Source organism: Sphingorhabdus arenilitoris (assembly GCF_042651485.1).
GTDB classification, from domain to species: domain Bacteria; phylum Pseudomonadota; class Alphaproteobacteria; order Sphingomonadales; family Sphingomonadaceae; genus Sphingorhabdus_B; species Sphingorhabdus_B arenilitoris.
Map to the genome: position 1 here is coordinate 1,312,992 of NZ_JBHSDH010000013.1, position 18,589 is coordinate 1,331,580.

The 18,589-nt window shown below is 55.2% G+C and carries 14 protein-coding genes; 5 read left to right on the forward strand and 9 right to left on the reverse strand.

Annotated features, from left to right (window positions below; translation table 11 throughout):
• Positions 1 to 73 precede the first annotated feature (73 nt).
• Together ACFOWX_RS10460 and ACFOWX_RS10465 are read right to left on the reverse strand one after the other, a co-directional pair.
• Positions 74 to 1,654 carry a hypothetical protein gene (locus ACFOWX_RS10460; protein ID WP_381423847.1) on the reverse strand — a complete coding sequence of 527 codons (1,581 nt, stop codon included), beginning with the start codon at positions 1,652 to 1,654 and terminating at the stop codon, positions 74 to 76.
• A gap of 261 nt (positions 1,655 to 1,915) precedes the next feature.
• Positions 1,916 to 2,287, reverse strand: coding sequence for a hypothetical protein (locus ACFOWX_RS10465; RefSeq protein WP_381423849.1), 372 nt, complete (start codon positions 2,285 to 2,287; stop codon positions 1,916 to 1,918).
• Between the two features lie 216 nt (positions 2,288 to 2,503).
• On the opposite strand from ACFOWX_RS10465, the gene ACFOWX_RS10470 reads away from it, so the two are divergent.
• Genes ACFOWX_RS10470 through ACFOWX_RS10480 form a run of 3 tightly spaced genes read left to right on the forward strand, consistent with a single transcriptional unit; the run spans position 2,504 to position 5,962 of the window.
• Entirely contained in the window at positions 2,504 to 4,042 is a 1,539-nt protein-coding gene (locus ACFOWX_RS10470) for a peptide ABC transporter substrate-binding protein (protein ID WP_381423851.1), read from the forward strand.
• Positions 4,042 to 5,520, forward strand: coding sequence for an ABC transporter substrate-binding protein (locus ACFOWX_RS10475; RefSeq protein WP_381423853.1), 1,479 nt, complete (start codon positions 4,042 to 4,044; stop codon positions 5,518 to 5,520). The genes ACFOWX_RS10470 and ACFOWX_RS10475 overlap by 1 nt, the downstream gene beginning before the upstream one ends.
• A gap of 19 nt (positions 5,521 to 5,539) precedes the next feature.
• Positions 5,540 to 5,962 carry a DUF4112 domain-containing protein gene (locus ACFOWX_RS10480; protein ID WP_381423855.1) on the forward strand — a complete coding sequence of 141 codons (423 nt, stop codon included), beginning with the start codon at positions 5,540 to 5,542 and terminating at the stop codon, positions 5,960 to 5,962.
• Here ACFOWX_RS10480 and ACFOWX_RS10485 read toward each other — a convergent pair.
• From ACFOWX_RS10485 to ACFOWX_RS10515, 7 genes are all read right to left on the reverse strand, one after another.
• Entirely contained in the window at positions 5,959 to 6,717 is a 759-nt protein-coding gene (locus tag ACFOWX_RS10485) for a ribonuclease T2 family protein (protein WP_381423857.1), read from the reverse strand. The genes ACFOWX_RS10480 and ACFOWX_RS10485 overlap by 4 nt on opposite strands.
• On the reverse strand, positions 6,704 to 7,564 hold the full coding sequence (gene nadC, locus ACFOWX_RS10490) for a carboxylating nicotinate-nucleotide diphosphorylase (RefSeq protein WP_381423859.1): 861 nt from the start codon (positions 7,562 to 7,564) through the stop codon (positions 6,704 to 6,706). The genes ACFOWX_RS10485 and nadC overlap by 14 nt, the downstream gene beginning before the upstream one ends.
• Positions 7,565 to 7,733: 169 nt before the next feature.
• Positions 7,734 to 8,942 carry a serine hydrolase gene (locus ACFOWX_RS10495; protein ID WP_381423861.1) on the reverse strand — a complete coding sequence of 403 codons (1,209 nt, stop codon included), beginning with the start codon at positions 8,940 to 8,942 and terminating at the stop codon, positions 7,734 to 7,736.
• 79 nt (positions 8,943 to 9,021) lie between these two features.
• A complete protein-coding gene (locus ACFOWX_RS10500; protein ID WP_381423862.1) occupies positions 9,022 to 9,597 on the reverse strand; it encodes a hypothetical protein in 576 nt (191 codons plus the stop codon).
• A gap of 83 nt (positions 9,598 to 9,680) precedes the next feature.
• The gene (gene nadA, locus ACFOWX_RS10505) at positions 9,681 to 10,697 is read right to left on the reverse strand and encodes a quinolinate synthase NadA (RefSeq protein WP_381423864.1); all 1,017 of its coding nucleotides are present in this window, start codon (positions 10,695 to 10,697) and stop codon (positions 9,681 to 9,683) included.
• 11 nt (positions 10,698 to 10,708) lie between these two features.
• A complete protein-coding gene (locus ACFOWX_RS10510) occupies positions 10,709 to 11,392 on the reverse strand; it encodes a DUF4230 domain-containing protein (RefSeq protein ID WP_381423866.1) in 684 nt (227 codons plus the stop codon).
• Positions 11,385 to 12,314 carry an MBL fold metallo-hydrolase gene (locus ACFOWX_RS10515; RefSeq protein WP_381423868.1) on the reverse strand — a complete coding sequence of 310 codons (930 nt, stop codon included), beginning with the start codon at positions 12,312 to 12,314 and terminating at the stop codon, positions 11,385 to 11,387. The genes ACFOWX_RS10510 and ACFOWX_RS10515 overlap by 8 nt, the downstream gene beginning before the upstream one ends.
• A 169-nt stretch (positions 12,315 to 12,483) precedes the next feature.
• Here ACFOWX_RS10515 and ACFOWX_RS10520 point away from each other — a divergent pair, with 169 nt between their 5' ends.
• On the forward strand, positions 12,484 to 15,378 hold the full coding sequence (locus ACFOWX_RS10520; RefSeq protein ID WP_381423870.1) for a M16 family metallopeptidase: 2,895 nt from the start codon (positions 12,484 to 12,486) through the stop codon (positions 15,376 to 15,378).
• Positions 15,379 to 15,616: 238 nt separating this feature from the next.
• On the forward strand, positions 15,617 to 18,547 hold the full coding sequence (locus ACFOWX_RS10525; protein WP_381423872.1) for a M16 family metallopeptidase: 2,931 nt from the start codon (positions 15,617 to 15,619) through the stop codon (positions 18,545 to 18,547).
• Positions 18,548 to 18,589: the final 42 nt, after the last annotated feature.

Consider the following 18,589-nt stretch of genomic DNA (forward strand, 5'->3'; position numbering starts at 1 on the left):
TCCCTTGGTGAAATTTCGAAAAAGCGGAGCGCCGCAAATCTGCCGCGCCCCGCTTCATTATCCTTGTGTCAAATCAAGTGGTGGGCAGCGATGTGCACATTCCACCCGTTCCACCAAAATTGGCCGTTGCCGAATTGCAGGTCCAATTTTGGTACCATGTGTCATTTGCATCCCGGACTGCGCCGACATAGTTCGTGGTGTCAAAGAAAGCTGAAATGCTTTTGGGGTCAAACGCCGCTACTGCGGTTTCATTGGCTCCATTAACGAACAGATTTGTCAGCGACAGGGTGAAGGCGGAATTGTTGCCGTTCGAACCACTGCCAAAGATCGCAGCAACATCAGCGGAAGTTACGCCGTTGCTGCCGACAAATGGTGACGCGGTGCAGCCTGCCATGACAAACGACCGGAAGAAGGGAGCACCTGCTTCGTCAATTGCCGCGTTGACCGTGGTCGATGCGGTTTGCGTTCGGCTGATCCGCAAGCAGGGATTTTCGGGAGAAGATAACACGCTATTCACGATCGAATAGTCGGCACCGCCTCGGATCAATATCGAAGCTCCCGCGCTATTGCTCGCCCTGCGCTGAATGAAGGTCGCGTTTGCAACTTTCGTATTTTGACGCGGATTGTCGCCATCGACGCTATTGTCTGAGTCAGCTTCAATCATCGAATCGCCGCTGCCATCCGAACGCTGAACCGCGATCACATATTGGAAATTCGCCTTTACGCCGGTGTCAGTGTCCAAATTGTCATCTTCCGCGCCAACCGCAACGAAATATTTCATATTCACAACGCCGCCGAAAAATTCGGCCGCATCGTCCGAGCTATTGAACGATTGGATATGGTCCAGCTGGGTCCCACTGCCGATGCCGGACGTGGTGAGCGCTTGCAGCTCACTATTTGCCGACAATACAAAGCCGGAATAGCGGATTTGAACAAAGCTCATCCGGCCGCTATTGTCAGCCGCATTCGCGCCGCCATACAGCGCTGGGTCAACCGCGCCTTCGGTTTGACGTTCGCAGGCAACCGTTCCAGGAGCTGCACCGGGCGCTGCGCAATCGGTGATTGGTGCACGGCCCAAAAGGACGATACCGCCCCATTGACCAGACGAGTTGTCATTGTTCAGGCCGAGGATATTATCGCGGCTTGTAAAAATAATCGGCTGAGTATCAGTTCCCACCGCATTGATCCGGTTACCCCGGTTGACCGCGAGCCACGAAACGCCAGTACCGCCATATACGATTACGCCCGGCTCAATGGTGAGGGTGACATCGGTATTGGTCGAGGACGGCCCTTGGTCTGTTCCAACGTCAACGCGGCCTGGTAATTGATACAAAACGCCGGCAATTTTTGGCAAAGTCGAGCTGCGGTTAATCCGCGAAGGCAGACTGCAAACGCGGTAGGTGCCGGTTGGCCCAGTAATTGTTCCGCCGTCGGTAAGACCCTGCGCATCTGCAATCGTGGGACATCCCGATGCCGGCGTAACCAAAGTAGTCGTTGGCGGCGTAGGAGGAGGCGGAGGCGGCGGCGGGGTGTTATTGTTGATCGTTACATTTCCGCCAGCACCGGGCGACGCAATGTCATCAGCACCGCAGCCAGTGAGGACCGCAGCGGCGGCCGTTACAAACACTATCCCGCGCAATTTGGGATTCATCATCTTATATCTCCACAACAAAATTGGGGCACCAAAACCGGGCCATTCAGACGGTATGGAGAAGAATCAAACAGCCCCCCGACCGACTTCCACGCCGCTCTAGGCGCGGGGCATGACGGTCAAATGTTCTAACCAAGACAGTTGGAAGAAAGTTTTTTGACAAAAAAAAGACTGCTTCAAAAGATGCGCAAAAAGATACTTGGCGCATAGCAAAAAAAAGGGGGCCGAAGCCCCCTTTTTGCCAAAATATGTGTTGAGATCTAATCAACGCATGGCGGTGCGCGACTGCAAATTTTTCAGCGATAACGCTGCTGCGGTCCTGCTGTTCATGATGCGGCCGTCTGCCAATTCCAAATCCCCATGATTCCGGCAATCAAGGGCCGCTTGAAACGCGGCCTCTGCCTTAGCCGTTTGTCCGACACGGGCATAAGCCACGCCTAAGTTGATAAGTTTCGCCGGGTCGGTCATTTCCACGTCCGATGCCAAAATCTGCTTCAACGCTTTGTTATTCTCGCCCGCTAACAGTGCATCATAGCCTAGCGAACCGCGCTCATAACCCACTTCGCCGCTGGTCTCATTCGCCATCGCGCTTCCGGAAATGGTAACTGCCAGCAAACCCATCAATAATATTTTCACGGTATGTCTCCTCATCATCCTTGCCTCTTTATTACAGTATTATGACATCTATTGCAATATTTTTGTAATATTAGTGTGATTGGCCATTTCCGCAAATTTATGAGCGCCTTATCGAGTGAGACGAGAAATTTTGGATCGTCGAATTTTTGTATCGATAAAAAACTCACGAGCTTTCTCTTCTTGTTGCTGCCAGGTTTTTCGGGCAATCATCCCCCGATGCGCTTCCTTCTGCTGACTTTCCTGTTGATTTTGACGGGCTGTTCCAATGATGGACCAAAGGGCTCTGGACTGCCCGCCGATACGCTCGTCCGGTTAACCGAATCGGAGGCACGCGGACTTGACCCGCAAATGGTGTCCGACCTGTCCTCGATCCGCATTGCATCCGATCAATTTGAAGGGCTCACCCGCTATATGGCAACGGGGCAAGTCGAGCCCGCATTGGCGCAAGGATGGACAGTATCAGCAGACGGACTGGAATGGACGTTCCAGTTAAAGCCCGATCTGCGATTTTCGGATGGAACGCCGGTTGAGGCAGAGATTTTCACAAAGGCGCTGGCCCGGATCAACGACCCGGCAACTGGCTCGCCGCATGCCGCGCTGTTCGCGATAATTAAAACGGTTGAATCGCCCGATCGGCGGCGGGTGATCATCCGTCTGAACAGCCCGTTTCCGCAACTGCCCGCGCTATTGGCGCATCCCGCAATGGCCGCACTGCCATTTCACTTGATCGGTCCAATGGGCGAAAAATGGACAAGCATGCGGCCGCTTGTCACCAGCGGTGCATATCGCATGACCGATTGGAAGTTGAACCAGAGAATGGAGATGGAGGCCAATCCACATTGGACAGGGGGACAGCCCAAAACACCGAAACTGATTTGGAAAAGCATGGATAATCCGCTGTCCTCGATGCGGCTCATGCTATCGGGCGGGGCGCATATCAGCACCGCCTACCCTGCCAATCGCCAAGCATGGCTGACGAAACATTATTCGCAGATGGTGCATGGCAGCGACTATCTCGCTACTTATTATTTCGCATTCAACACCCGCCGTCCGCCGTTTAACAATGCCAACGTCCGGCGGGCATTGGCGATGGCCACCGACCGGCGATGGATGACAGACAAGATGATCGCGGCGGGAAATGCGCCTGCATGGGGATTATTGCCGCCGGGTCTTAGCGGTGATACCGCTTTCCGCCCGGTTTGGGCCAATTGGACCAAGGAACGCCGTTTGGCACAGGCAAGGCGATTGCTCGCCAGCGCAGGATATGGCGCGGCAAACCCGCTCCGTTTCGAAATCAGGTTTAACAGCTCCCCCGAACATCGCCGCGCCGCCGCCGCAATGGCTACCATGTGGCGGCCATTGGGAGTGGAGGCGTCGCTGCTGAATAGCGAGGCAAGCCTGCATTTCGACAGTTTGAAGCGGGGTGATTTTGAACTGGCGCGGTCGGGATGGGTGGCGGATTTACCCGCACCGGAAAATTTTCTTTTGGTCCACCGCAGCGATACGGGACCGCAAAATTATTCCGGCTATGCCAGCGCCCGGTTCGACACTGCATTGGATAAGGCTTTGGCCGAGGCGGACCCCAACCGGCGCGCATCAAAGATGCGCGCTGCCGAGGAAATATTGATCGGCGATATGCCCATATTGCCGCTCTATTTTTATGTGAGCACCGCCTTGGTCCATCCGAAAATTTCTGGGTGGCACGATAATATTGCCAATGTGCATCCCAGCTATAATCTGGCAATAGCGAAATAATGTCCAATTCCCCCGCCCGTCCTATCATCTTGAGAACCGCCATTTTGGGGTTGATCGCATCGTTGACGCTTACTGGCTGTTCGCGCGGGATCGACAATAGCCGTTTATCGGTCGATATCATCGAAGACAAAGCCGCAGGTTTCGCCATTAGCCGCCTGCCGCTCGATCCGGCGTCGGCATATTTGCGCGCCGCAACAGCGCAGGGCCTGGTTGCCTTTGATGCGCAGGGAAAGGTTATACCGGCGATGGCATCACGCTGGATCGTAACAGATGACGGCCTGTCCTACATTTTCCGGCTCGACAAAATACGCTGGAACGACGGGCGGCAAGTCACCGCAAAACAAGTCGCGGATATATTAAATAGCCGCATCACAGAATTGCGGCAAAGCGCCTTTGGCGATGAATTGATCGGGATTGATCGCGCCGTGTCTATGACCGGTAAAGTTGTCGAAATCCGGTTGAAAGCGCCGATGCCGAATTTGCTAGAGCTGTTGGCACAGCCCCAATTTGGCATTGTGTTCAAATCCACTGGGTCGGGGCCGATGATAGCCACCAAATCGGGCCGCGCGATGCAATTGCGGTTGAAAGGCATTGATGAACGCGGCAATCCCGTGCTCGAAAATGATCGCATCACCTTGCAAGCCAATCGGGCGTCGGTGGCGCTGACCCGGTTTAAGGCCGGGCAAATAGATTTGGTCGATGGCGGACATTTTCAGCATCTGCCCGAACTGACCGCTGCAAAAATATCGGACGGCGTTGTGCAATCGGACCCAGTGCCGGGTCTGTTTGGATTGCTATTTGTAGAAGCTGGACCATTTTTAAGCGTTAGAAGCAACAGGGAGGCGATTGCCATGGCAATTGACCGGCCCAAACTGCTTACTTCCTTCGAAAATTTCGCTTGGAAAGAAAATATCTTATTGATGCCCGACACATTGCAGAACCGGGCGAGTGTCGCGCCGCCAACATGGGCACCATTATCAGTGGACCAGCGGCAAACATTGGCGCGGGATGCTATTGCCCGCTGGAAAACGGCCAATGGCAATGTCCGCCCATTGCGGATCGCTCTGCCCGCGGGGCCGGGCGGGAAAATATTATTCGCTCGTATCCGGCGTGATTTTGTCGCGATTGGTTTGGACGCCCGCCGGGTTTCATTTGGCGACAATGCCGATCTGGTCTTGGTCGACCGGGTAGCTCAAATGTCGAGCCCCAGCTGGTATCTGGCGCAGATGAGCTGTGAGATAACGTCGGTCTGTAACGCAGAGGCAGACGCATTGGTCGAAGCCGCCCGCATGGCCCGCACCGCCGAAGAAAGGCAGCGGCTATTGGGCGAAGCGGAGACGAAATTGCAGGAAAGCCGTAACTTCATCCCGCTCGCCAATCCGATGCGGTGGTCGTTGACCCGCGATGGGCTGCTCGGTCATTCCCCCAATCCGCGCGGGCTGCACTTATTGCAATATCTCGGCCGCCCTCCCACATAGGGGCAAAGGAGTGTTGTCCATGCCGATGTCGCAGGAACAATTTGACAAGATAGCCAATCAGATCCCAGCGATGAGCCGCGATCCGCAAGCAGTACGAAAACGGGTGGAGGCGTTGGAGCTGCTGCTTGAACGGTCTTTCCATATTCCGGGCACACGCATTCCGGTGGGCCTCGATTCGATCGTCGGCTTCATCCCAGTGGTAGGCGATCTGGTCACCGCAGCCATGGGCGCTTATATGGTCTGGGAAGCGCGCAATCTCGGCATGAGCAAATGGCAATTGACCCGTATGGCGGCCAATATTGGTATCGATACGGCGCTCGGTGCGATACCTCTCGTGGGCGACGCGTTTGACTTTGTCTGGCGTTCCAACAGCAAAAATCTACGCATTATCAAAAAGCATTTAGATAAGAATCATCCGGGCAGCATGACGATTGACGCTTAACCTCCGCGCCATATCTTAACCTCTGCCCCGGCGCGCGTCCCGCCAGTGAAGGCGCGGCAGGGACGCGGCTTGAAATCCTTACCCAAACAGATGCGCACTTCCTGAAGCCAGCGGCGGCCGTTGGCTTTAACGCGAATGGCGCTGGCGGGCAGCCCGTCGTTGATTTTCGCAAATTCATCGGCAAATGCCGCTGCGGTCATCGGCTTTCCAGCCCTTGCTTCACGCGCGCCGCGCCGTGACAACCAGTCCATATCCGGAAATTCAATCGCTTCGAACATCAAAGTGCCTGCGCCAAAATAGGTTTCGGGGCGCCGCGCCATACAGCTGCCATGCTTCGCCCATTCATGTTGCAGCAGCTGGACATCGGGGGTCATGCAGATATTTTCGGCAACAACCTTTCGCGGCAGCAGCGCTGTTTTACGGCAGTATTGCGGATAATCCGGCCCCTTTGCCTCTGGCCATAATCCGTGCAGGATAAACCCGAAATCACCGATTTTCCCATCACATTGCAGCGATTTGCCGCGCCGTCCCTTGCAATATTCCGGGCTCCAACTGAGCGCAAGGATATAGCCGTCCACCGGCGTTCGCCGGACCGATCCCGATGGCGGCAATTCGATTTGCGGCCTCGGCAAATTGGCAGGAGCCCGGCATTGCCATGCCTGTGCCCCCAATGGCGCATAGGGCGCGGATGAGGCCATGGCCGCTGCCATCACGGCGAGCAGACCATAGCGCAAGCCCGCATCAAACCTGCGCAAAATCCAGCCCTATATCGGCGGCAGGGGCGCTTTGCGTCAGGCGGCCGACGCTGATATAATTGACGCCGGTTTCGGCCTTGGCCCTGATAGTGTCGAGCGTTACGCCCCCAGATGCCTCCGTCACCACGCGGCCCGCGACTATCGCCACTGCCTCTCGCAGCATATCGGCATCCATATTGTCGAGCAGCAAATGGGTCGCACCAGCCGCAATGCCAGGTTCAATCTGATCGGTCCGGTCCACCTCCAATATGATCCGTTTGACCCCATGGTCCACCGCACGGCGCACGGCTTCGGCAACGCCGCCAGCAACCGCGACATGATTATCCTTTATCATCGCCGCATCCCATAGGCCCATGCGGTGATTTTCCGCGCCGCCCATCCGCGTCGCATATTTTTCGATCAAGCGCAGCCCGGGTATCGTCTTGCGGGTATCGAGCAAGGTGCAACCCGTCCCCTCAATCCGGCGCACATAATCGCGGGTCATCGTGGCGATGCCGGTCAAATGCTGCACCGTGTTGAGCGCGCTGCGCTCCGCGGTTAACATGGCTCGCCCCCTGCCGCGCAGGCGCATCAGGTCGCTGCCCGCCGGGACCAATTCGCCCTCCTTCGCCAGAATGTCTATCTCCACATCTGGGTCCAGATGGCGGAAAAACGCCTCCGCAATGGGCAAGCCCGCAACCACACATTCGTGCCGCGCATCCATCACACCGGTGAAGACCGCATCCGCCGGAATGACGCTTTCCGATGTCACATCATGCCCGCCGCCATAAGCTGGATCGCCCAAATCTTCGGCAAAGGTGGAGGCAATAAAGCCGGGCAGATCAAAATGGGGAATATTGAAGCTCATAGTCTGTTGATTCCAAAGTTGCCAAAGTTACCAGCCCGGTAGGGGCATTTCATGAGAGTTTTTGCAGACGTTATATCGAGAGATAATGGCATGGAGCGGGCTTAGCATGAAGCCAAACCGGAAGAACAGAAATTTTGCCCCAGCCTTCGAATGATCCGCTTATCGAGGATCAAGACCGGCACATCCCCGCCTCATCACAAGCAATCACGCTGCGGGTTACCGCCTGCATCATCTCCTGCCGTTCCTTCACGCTGCGATTGGTGGAACCGATCATCACCGTCAGGATATAGCGGCGGCCATCGGGCGCGGTCAGAATGCCGACATCATTATAGGCGGTGGCAAGCTGTTTCAGCACCTGACCCGTGCCGGTTTTATGCGGCAGGGTCCAGCCGGACTGCGCCACGCCAGCCGCATCGGGAGTAAGGCCGGGATCAGCGCCGGGCGCAGCAGGGGGCAATCCCCCGCGCAGCCGCTGCGGCCCGGTTTTTGACTGGCCCATTAAACCAATCAGATAAGCCGATGTCTGCGGGCGCAGCAATTTGCCCTGCGCCAATAGGCCCAGCCCCTTTGCATAGCCGCGCGGCGTCGCGCCATCGGGCGGATCGGCGAGATACGCGCCCAGCGCCTTGGCGCGATGGTCAAAGGGCAACGCCGCCCGCGCGGTCCAGAAATTCCGGCCATAGCTATAGGCGCTGCGCCACTGCATCCCGGCAATGCCCATTTGCAAATCGGTCTCGCTCGTCGCCATTTGTATCTCGCTGAGGCCGCGCGATGCCAAAAAGCGCATTACCCCGGCCTGCCCGCCCGCTTGCCGGAACAGCACGGCATTGGCGGTATTGTCGCTTTGCGTCATGGCATAGCGCAGCAATTCGGCAATGCTGACCTGATAACGCCCGGCGGCCAATATCTGTTTTCGGATCGGTTGGTGGAATATCGACAGGTCCGCGCTGGTCAGGGTCAGCTGCTGATCCAGCGTCAATTCGCCCCGGTCCACGCGGTCCAATATGGCGGCAGCGACCCATAATTTTGACAGGCTTTGTTGCGGCAAGACCATATCGCCGTTAAATTCCGCGCTCCAGCCGCCACCGGCAGGCTGCACAATAATGCCGACATCACCGCCGAAAGCTTCGCCCAAAGCGGCTACCTGCTGCTCCAGTAGCCGGGGCGGTTCGGGGGCGGAGGCCGTGTCATTGGATGATCCGGGTTGGACGCTGCTTTCTGCCGCGACAACGCCGCTATCGCTGGCCAGCGCCTGTTCCTCGCCCAATATCCGCAGCCATACGTAAGCAGCAAGCACCGCCAGCACGAGCGGTATGCCCAGCCAAAGCCAATGCACCGATGCCCGCCGCCGGGGCCGTTTCAAGATATGCTGCGCCATGAGGCTTTATATCGCAGATTTATGCGGGCGATAAGCGTGTTAACTTTGATTTGCCGAATGTATTCAAGAGCAAAGCCAATCAATAGGCGTATTTCGGGGCACTTTTACCGATATAAGCTTCACTAACCTCAATCGCCTCTCTCTCGGTCGGAATGAGATTATTGGAGAAAACCTGTTTTTCCAACAAAACCTGCCGGATCATATCTTTAGGGCCAAGCGTTTCAAACTGCCTGACATGAACAAATTCATGTGCCTTGACCCAACGCGCCGAACTATATTTGGGTTTTATAAAAATTCCGTACCCCATTGCCATCGCGCCTGCGCGTGATTGATTGTCTTTCTTACCAGTAACGGGATCAGTGAAGATAGGAAAATTGCCGGTTACATAAATGCGGATTTTTTCAGGATGGGTTACACCAACAGCCTTAGCATCGGTTATTTCGGCCTGAGTTAAAGATCTTCCAAGTTTTAACGCTGCTTCCTGTGTCTTTTCAAAAAACTGCAAAGCTGCGGGAAACTGAGCGTCTATTTTTACTCGGGTCTGGACCGACGGATTTTGATATTCAGACAATTGTTCCTTAGTAAATTCTGGCGGGATACTGTTGCAAGCACCCAGCGCAATGAACAATGCTATGGGAAAGTTTAATCTATTCATGCCTTTCTCTCCCATGGTTTTCCAAGCATAAGGACCGTTTGCACACTTCTCCCTTGCTAATCTGATTTAACAGCAGTGCGAAGTCATGATTTATGCATCAAATCCATCGGGCCCAGATCGCCATAGGTGGCTTTGCCGCCGGTCATATCGAGCATGCGGGTCAGGCTGCGGCGTGCGCCGTTCATCACGTCTTCTTCCAGATGGATTTGCGGGGTCAGGTCGCGCAATGCCACATAGAGTTTCTCCAGCGTGTTGAGCGCCATATAAGGGCAGATATTGCACGCGCAATTGCCGTCCGCGCCGGGCGCGCCGATGAAAGTTTTTCCCGGCACTGCTTTTTCCATCTGGTGGATGATATGCGGTTCGGTGGCGATGATCACCGTATCACTGTCTGTTTCTTTGGCGAATTTCAGGATCGCGCTGGTGCTGCCCACCATATCGGCATGGTCGATAATATGCGGCGGGCATTCGGGATGGGCGGCAACGGGCGCGCCGGGATGCTGCGCAATCAGCTTGAGCAGCTCGGTCTCGCTAAACGCTTCATGGACGATGCACACGCCCGGCCATAACAGCATATCGCGGCCGAATTTGCGGTTCATATATCCGCCCAGATGCCGGTCGGGACCAAAGATGATTTTCTGTTCCGGCGGGATTTGGGCGATGATCGTCTCGGCGCTGCTGCTGGTCACGATGATGTCGGACAATGCCTTCACCTCCGCCGAACAGTTGATATAGGTCAGCGCGATATGATCGGGATGCGCCTCGCGAAATTTGCGGAATTTTTCGGGCGGACAGCTATCCTCCAGGCTGCATCCCGCCTTCATATCGGGCAGGATAACGGTTTTTTGCGGGGACAGGATTTTTGCGGTCTCGGCCATGAATTTCACCCCGCAAAAGGCAATCACATCCGCATCCGTTTCCGCCGCCTTGCGCGATAGTTCGAGGCTGTCTCCAACAAAATCGGACAGATCCTGAATTTCCGGTTTTTGATAATAATGGCCTAGGATAACCGCATTACGCTCATTTTTCAGCCGCGCGATCTCGTCCAGCAAGTCGGTCCCGGTGGGCATGGCGCTTTTTTGAGAAACGGGGGCGTTCATTGCATTTGCTCCTATTGGCTTTCGATTTCGCGGATGACATCCGCAATTGGACGCGATTCATCCCATCGGTCAAGATTTTCTCCGCCTTCAAACGGGAATTTGACCACAATTTTTATATTGCTTTTGCCCGCCGCCTCCAAGGGCAGGCGCGCCAATGCGGCCACGGCCTCTTTCGCGCCCGCCCGCGCTTTTTGCAGATTTTCAGGCGAGCGGGCAAATTTCTGCGCCCGCGCCCGCACCGCCGATGCCGCGCGTTGATTAAGGTTCAGCCCAGCCTCCCGTGAAATATAAATGCCCGATTGCTGCGTCACGGCGCGGCTTTCATCGACGTTGGGCGAGCCGACCTGAACATCAGGAATCGCAACGATCAACGTGCGGCTGTCCTCATCCCAGCGCCAATCGCTCGCGTCCGCATCCGAAAGGTCGACCAGATAATCGACGGTGAACGGCACGGATTTGGTTTGCGTCGATTTCAATATCCCGAAAAAGCCATCATCGCTGCTTCTCGCGACGATCCGGCCGTCAATTGCCGCGACCTTAATCTGCCGCGCGGCGCGAAATTGCTGTTCCAACACACGGCTGCTGTCGAGGCCCAATTGCAACTCGGCCTGTTCCTGACCCCGGCGTGCCTGCCACCCCCACAGCAGCGCCCCGAGTAACGCCAGAACGAGCACGATGATCGCGACTTTACGCATCGATCAGCCGCCAACTCTCGCCCTCTGCAACCGTCACTCCGCGCCGCTGTAAATCAATTAAATGGGCCAGTACACTGCGCCCCGCCGCGCCATTTAAGCGCGGGTCGAGCCCTTTATACATCACCGCGACCATATCGGCTATCGCCTGCGGCCCGTCGCCAAGGCATTTGAGTATCTGCCGCTCGCGCTGCCGCCTATGCCCGATCATGCCGCGCACAAGCTGTTTCGGTTTGGTGATTGCAGGGCCGTGCGCGGGATAATAAACGGCATCCTCACGCTCATATAATTTCTGCAAGCTGGCCATATAGGCGGCCATATCGCCGTCGGGCGGGCTGACCACGCTGGTCGACCATTTCATCACATGGTCGCCTGTGAACAAAGCGCCGCTTTGGGTCAGGGCATAACACAGATGGTTGCTGGTATGGCCGGGAGTTGCCACGGCTTCCAATGTCCAGCCAGCGCCAGTAACCTGCTCCCCATCGGCGAGGACGTGGTCGGGGTTATAATCCGGGTCAAAGGCGCTATCGGCACGCGGGCCGGTGTCGGTCAATGCCAATGGGGCACAGCCGATGATCGGCGCACCGGTTGCCTGTTTCAACGGCGCGGCGGCGGGGCTGTGGTCGCGGTGCGTGTGGGTGCACAAAATCGCAGTGACTTTCGCCGTTCCCACCGCCCGCAATATCGCCTCCACATGGCCTTCCCCATTGGCGTCATTGGGCTGAAGCGGATCCCCAACGCTCAGCCCGCTGCCCGCTGGCCCCGGATCAATCACCGCAATTTCCGAGCCTGCACCTACCAGCCATGTCTGCGTTCCGGTAAAGGTATAAGGCGACGGATTGGGCGCAAGCACGCGGCGGACCAGCGGCTCATGCTGCTGCGTCTGTCCTGCACGGATGCTATCGGGCCAGTTGTCTTCGTCCATGGTTTCCATGTGGCAGTTTATCGGGCTGATATAAAGGGGGTACCGGCACGCAGGGCAAAAAAGCCTTGCGTTTTTCGCCGGATAGATATGTCGTTTGTCGAACGGCCATAGGCTAAACCGCCGCTATCCGTAATAGATATGCCATATTCCAAACTGGGGAGCATTATTGATGAAATTTCGTTTGAAACGCAGCAGCTTATTCATTGTATCGGCAATTGCCCTGTCGGTATCCATGCCCGTATCGCAAGTGCTCGCACAGGAAAATACGGCCGCACAAACAACGCCTGCTGCCCCGATGACTGTAACGCCATGGGGCCATCAATCGATCGATATCCCTGCCGATCCTGCTGTGCGTTACGGCGTGCTGGAAAATGGTATGAAATATGCGCTGCGCAAAAATGAAACACCGAAAGGCACAGCGGTCGTTCGGATGAAGGTCGCCATGGGTTCAGTCGCAGAGGCCGACAACGAACAAGGCCTTGCGCATTTTTTGGAGCATATGGCGTTTAACGGTTCCAAAAATGTTCCCGAAGGCGAGATGGTCAAGATATTGGAACGGCAAGGTTTAAGCTTTGGGGCCGATACCAACGCCTATACCAGCTTTGATGAGACGGTATACAAGCTCGACCTGCCCAAAACCGACGATAAAACTGTCGATACGGCGCTATTCCTAATGCGCGAAACGGCGAGCAATTTGACTATCGCGCCCGAAGCAGTGGACCGGGAGCGCGGTGTTGTCCTATCCGAAATGCAGTTCCGAAACAGCCCTGGCCTGCGGCAGTTTAAGCAACAGATTAAATTTGAAGCGCCCGACACCGCTTTTGGCACGCGCCTTCCCATCGGTGCGGAAGAGGTTTTGAAAACCGCGCCTGCCGAGCGGATCAGAGGCCTGTATGAACGCTATTATCGCCCGGAAAATACGACATTGGTCATTGTTGGTGACTTTGATGTCGATGCGATGGAAGCAAAGATCAAAAAGGATTTTGCAGACTGGCAAGGCGTCGGCGAACCCGGCGCGCCGATGGAATTTGGCACCGTCGACCCCAACCGGGCCTTTGCCATCAGCAGCTTTGCCGACCCCGCGGTCAGCAGCGAAGTGGAAATGACTATCCTCAAACCCTATGCCCGCGAAGACGACAGCAAAGCAAAATATAAAACGGACTTTTTTAAATCCGTAGCCAACAGCATCATGAGCCGCCGTTTTCAGAAACTGGCGCTGGCCAGTGATGCGAAAATCCGGGGCGGCTCTGTATCGTTTAGCGACCTTTACGGGGTCGTTGACCAAATCAGTCTTGCCATCAACGCAAAGGAGGGTGATTGGAAAACCGGTTTGATGGTCGGTGAACAGGAATTACGCCGCGCCCTGACTTACGGTTTTACCCAGGCGGAGCTGGACGAAACGCTCGCCAATTTCGACACTTATTTTAAAGATCAGGCTGAGCAAGCGGATACCCGGCGTAACCAGCAATTGGCCGATGCAATCATTGGGTCGGTTGACAAAAAAACCATCATCACCGCGCCTAAGGATGATCTCGCCATCTATATGGAATTGCGTCCAGCGATGACATTGGATGCCATCAACGAATTTTTCAAATCGGCCGTATCGCGTCCTCCAAATACTCTGTTCATCACGGACAAAAAGGCAATTGAAAATGTCCAAGGCGAAGCAATGGCGGTTCTGGCGGAAAGCATGAGGGTTGCGGTCGACGCCCCCGAAGAGGTCGTGACGAAAGCCTTTGCCTATGACAATTTTGGCAAAGCAGGCACCATTGCTGCCGACAATATGATTGACGATTTGGGCATTCGCACGATCCGCTTTGCCAATAATGTGAAATTGAACCTGAAAAAAACCGACTTTGAAAAAGGTAAGGTCCGTTTCTCGCTGCGTTTTGGCAATGGGCAATTGTCCTTTCCGCAAGATAAGGGCAGCTTAGCCACCTTTATGCAATCCATGTCGGCCACAGGCGCGCTAAAAGAACATGATGCTGTCGAATTGCGCCGGATCCTTGCCGGGCGCAATGTCAGCACCGGATTATCGGCAGGAACAGATAGCTTTGGCACATCGGGAACCACCATCGCCGACGACCTTTCAATGCAGATGAAAATCCTCGCCGCTTTCGTCACTCAGGGCGGATACCGCAGCGAAGCCGACGGCGTTTGGCAAAATGCGGTTGATGGCTTTGCGGCGCAGCTTGACGCCTTGCCGCAAAATATTGCTCGCTTCACTGTTCCCAGGATGCTGGCCAATGGCGACACGCGCTTTGGCATCGGCAGCGCGGAGGAATTAAAAGCGCGCAATATTGCAGATGTAAAGGCTGTGCTGGAACCGATTGCGATGACGGCACCAGTTGAAATTGCGATTGTCGGCGATTTTGACGAAGATGGCGCGATTAAGGCCGTGGCGGAAAGCTTTGGCGCATTGCCGCAGCGGTTGGCATCATCCGAAGTTGATCCTGCGGCCCGGGCAGTGTCCTTCACCGCCGATCGCGGTGTGAAAACTTTATATCATAAAGGCGCAGCCGATCAGGGCTTACTGCTCGCTTATTGGCCGACCACCGACGATAGCGATTTGAAATCCGAAGCCATCCGTGATCTGACCGCAGAGGCGATGAGCCTATTGTTGCTTGATGAAATCCGCGAAAAATTGGGCGCGACTTATTCGCCCAGCGCCAGCAGCTTCGCTTCGGATGACTTTACCGGCTATGGTTATATCAGCAGCTTTGTCATCGCCGCGCCAGATAAGATGGATGTCATCTCCAAAGCTGTCAAAGAGGTGACCCAGCAAATGCGCGATGCGCCAGTCAGCGACGATGTTCTGCTGCGCGCGCGTCAGCCGATTATGGAGCGGTTTGAAAAACAATTGCGCGAAAATGGCTTCTGGCTTGGGCTCGCTGGAATTGCCCAAGGCAAACCAGACCGGGTGGAGCGCTATCGCCAGCAAAAAGCCCTGTTCGAAGCGGTTACCACCGCCGATATTCAAGCAGCAGCTCAGCAATATTTGAAAGATGCGGATAATCTGGAATTCCGGATTGTAAGCGACAAGACACAATCAGGAACAGAGTGAGTCTTCATACAATCGGCTAATTTAGTCCGGTTGCAAAAATTGAGAAAGGCAGGCCCGGTCATACGGCCTGCCTTTTTTTCTGTGAGTATGGCAACTATGTTGCTCATTGAATATGGGCCAAATTTTTGTTGGTCGACCGATTTTCCCCCTTCGTGGGACTATGATGCCGTTCATCGAAAACGATATGCAATCGATGCGGTTTTCCTCTCAATTTATTAGCATATTTTATGGGGAGCACATGATGAAACCGACGATTAAATCTAGCATATTATCCGTAAGTTCCGCGCTGGCATTGACGCTGGCACTTGGCACGGCACCCTTGGCTGCCGCGCAGGATGGGTCCGAAAGCCCGGCGATGGGCGCATCTGAAATGGCGACCAACACGGCATGGGGCGTTCAATCGGTCGATGTTTCAGCCGATCCGTCAATCGTTTATGGCGTCCTGCCCAACGGCATGAAATACGCCATTCAGAAAAACCAGACCCCAAAAAACGCCGCTTCGCTGCGGCTGCATATTGCGGCGGGTTATATATCCGAAACGGCACCGGAAGCGGGCATTTCTCATTTCATCGAACATATGGCTTTTAACGGCACAAAAAACGTCCCGGAAGGCGAAATGGTGCGCATCTTAGAGCGGCAGGGTCTAGCCTTTGGTGCAGACAGCAACGCAACCACCAGTTTGGATTTCACCAGCTTTGAACTCGACCTGCCCCGCACCGATGCGGAATCAATTGATACAGGCTTGTTCCTGCTGCGCGAGGTTGCCGGCAATATCAGCTTCAATCCTGAAGCAGTCGACCGCGAGCGCGGTATATTATTATCCGAAGTTCAAACTCGCAACACACCAGACAGGCGGCGAGCCTTTGATTTGCTCGGCGCCGTTTTGCCTGACACACCGCTCAGCAAACCCGGATTAGGTGGGACCGCAGAGACCTATACCAGCATCAGCCCAGAAATGCTCAAATCCTATTATTATCGTTTCTACCGTCCGGAATATGCCACGCTGGTTGCGGTAGGTGATTTCGACGTCGCACAGATGGAAGCGGAGATCAAAGCGAAATTCGGCGACTGGAAAGGCACTGGTCCGGCAGGCCGCATGACCCGGGGAACCGTAAATGTTGATCAACCCATGGTGTTTGATAGCTTCACCGATCCGGCTATTCAGCCATTTGTTTCAATCGACTTTGCCAAACCGATTGACAAAAAACCCGACAGCATCGCCAAACGCGGCGATCAATATGTGACGCAATTGGCATCGGCAATTATGGCGCAGCGGTTCGAAAAAATTGCACGGCAACCCGGCGCACAGATTTTGGGCGGCGGCATAAGTATAAGCTCATTGATCGAGGTTGCGGATCTGGCCAGCCTGATCACCATTGGCACCCAAAATAATTGGCAAGGCGCACTTGCCACTGGTGAGCAGGAACTGCGCCGTGCCCTACAATTCGGCGTTACCCAAAGCGAGCTTGAGGAACAGCTGGCCAATATCGATACCACTGTCCGCAACGCCGCAGCGCAGGCTGCAACCCGGAAAAGCGACGCGCTCGCTCAACAGTTGATGGGTAGCATTTATGGCGGTGATGTCACAGCCTCCCCGCAGACCGAATTGGAGATATTTGACGCGGTTAAACCCAGCTTGACCGTCGAAGCGGTCAACGCCAAATTGCGCAGCGCATTTGGGACCGCGCCGAGCAGCCTGCATATCAGCAGCAAGACCGACATTACCGACGTCAAAACCGCAGCAACACAAGTCTTGGCCGAAAGCGCCAAGGTTGCAGTCACTGCGCCCGAAGAGGCTAAGGCTGTTGCATTTGCCTATAGCGATTTTGGGCCGTCCGGGAAAATTACCGAAAACAAAACCATCGCGGACCTTGGCATTCGCACCATTCGGTTTGCGAATAATGTCAAATTAAACCTGAAAAAAACTGATTTTGAGGCCGGCAAACTGCGCTACTCGGTGCGCTTTGGCGGCGGGCAACTGGCCCTGCCTGAGCCCAAGCCAGGGCTGGATTTGTTTTTCCAGCTATCGGCTGGACTGGCCGGTCTTGGAAAGCACGATATTGGCGAAATTCAACGCTTATCCGCTGGTAAAGCCGTGCAATTTGGACTGAACTTAAACGAGGACAGCTTCAACTCTACCGGCGCGACGACCGCTACCGATCTAGAGCTGCAGATGCAGCTGTTGGCCGCTATGCTGACCGATCCTGGCTATCGCGCAGAGGCCGATACGCTTTATCAAAGTCAAATGACGCAGGTCATTCCAGCGGTCGAGGCACAGCCGCCGGTTCTGGCTCAAATCATCCCGCCTTATTATCTAACAGGCGAGGATCCCCGCTTTGGGATAGCCGACCTGCGTGATGCGACGAAAGTCGGATTGTCGGACATGAAAGCAGCACTGGATACAGCAAAAGACGCTCCGATTGAAATCACCCTCGTCGGTGATTTTGACGAACAATCCGCTATAAATATAGTTGCTCGGACCTTCGGCGCTTTGCCCAAACGATCCGCCGCAAAACCCGATTATAGCAAACGGCGTAAAATGTCGTTCACCGCCGATAGCGCGGTCAAAACGCTCTATCACCAAGGTGAGGCGGATCAGGGTATGGTCGTCGCCTATTGGCCAACAACCGATGATAGTGACCATGCCGCAGAAATTGTGCGCGATATGTTAAACGAAGTATTCAAATCGGCGTTACGCGATGAAATTCGCGAAAAATTGGGGGCCACTTACTCCCCGCAAACAACAAATTTGGCGTCCTCCACCTATACTGGTTACGGCCATATCAGCAGTACGATTGTTGTGGATCCCGCTAAAATCGCCGATGTCGAGGCTGCGATTAGCCGCGTCACCGCTGAACTACGGGCCGGCGCGCCTAGCGACGATGCGCTGACAAGAGCGCGCGCACCCCTGCTTGAAAAAATTGAGCAGAGCGGCCGCGATAATGGCGCTTGGCTGGCCATCGCCGAGGAAGCCCAAAGCCGGCCAGAACGGCTCGACCGCTGGCGCCGGGAAAAGGCATTATATGAATCCGTCACCCCTGCACAGATACAGGCTGCGGCACAAAAATACCTGACCGATGCCAACCGGCGCAGTTATCGGATGATTGTTGATCCTGCTAAAGTGGCGGCTGAACCCGCCGCAGGCGCCGAGGTCGAAGCCGCAAAATGAACCTGGATCGCCGGATGAGCCATTAAAGGTATCATCCGGCAT

Excerpts from the sequence above, each read along its gene's own strand:
- ACFOWX_RS10470 (WP_381423851.1), top strand. The coding sequence starts at position 2,504 with ATGCGCTTCCTTCTGCTGACTTTCCTGTTGATTTTGACGGGCTGTTCC.
- ACFOWX_RS10460 (WP_381423847.1), bottom strand. The coding sequence starts at position 1,654 with ATGATGAATCCCAAATTGCGCGGGATAGTGTTTGTAACGGCCGCCGCT.
- ACFOWX_RS10520 (WP_381423870.1), top strand. The coding sequence starts at position 12,484 with ATGAAATTTCGTTTGAAACGCAGCAGCTTATTCATTGTATCGGCAATT.
- nadA (WP_381423864.1), bottom strand. The coding sequence starts at position 10,697 with ATGAACGCCCCCGTTTCTCAAAAAAGCGCCATGCCCACCGGGACCGAC.
- ACFOWX_RS10510 (WP_381423866.1), bottom strand. The coding sequence starts at position 11,392 with ATGCGTAAAGTCGCGATCATCGTGCTCGTTCTGGCGTTACTCGGGGCG.
- ACFOWX_RS10475 (WP_381423853.1), top strand. The coding sequence starts at position 4,042 with ATGTCCAATTCCCCCGCCCGTCCTATCATCTTGAGAACCGCCATTTTG.
- nadC (WP_381423859.1), bottom strand. The coding sequence starts at position 7,564 with ATGAGCTTCAATATTCCCCATTTTGATCTGCCCGGCTTTATTGCCTCC.
- ACFOWX_RS10480 (WP_381423855.1), top strand. The coding sequence starts at position 5,540 with ATGCCGATGTCGCAGGAACAATTTGACAAGATAGCCAATCAGATCCCA.
- ACFOWX_RS10525 (WP_381423872.1), top strand. The coding sequence starts at position 15,617 with ATGATGAAACCGACGATTAAATCTAGCATATTATCCGTAAGTTCCGCG.
- ACFOWX_RS10495 (WP_381423861.1), bottom strand. The coding sequence starts at position 8,942 with ATGGCGCAGCATATCTTGAAACGGCCCCGGCGGCGGGCATCGGTGCAT.
- ACFOWX_RS10515 (WP_381423868.1), bottom strand. The coding sequence starts at position 12,314 with ATGGACGAAGACAACTGGCCCGATAGCATCCGTGCAGGACAGACGCAG.
- ACFOWX_RS10500 (WP_381423862.1), bottom strand. The coding sequence starts at position 9,597 with ATGAATAGATTAAACTTTCCCATAGCATTGTTCATTGCGCTGGGTGCT.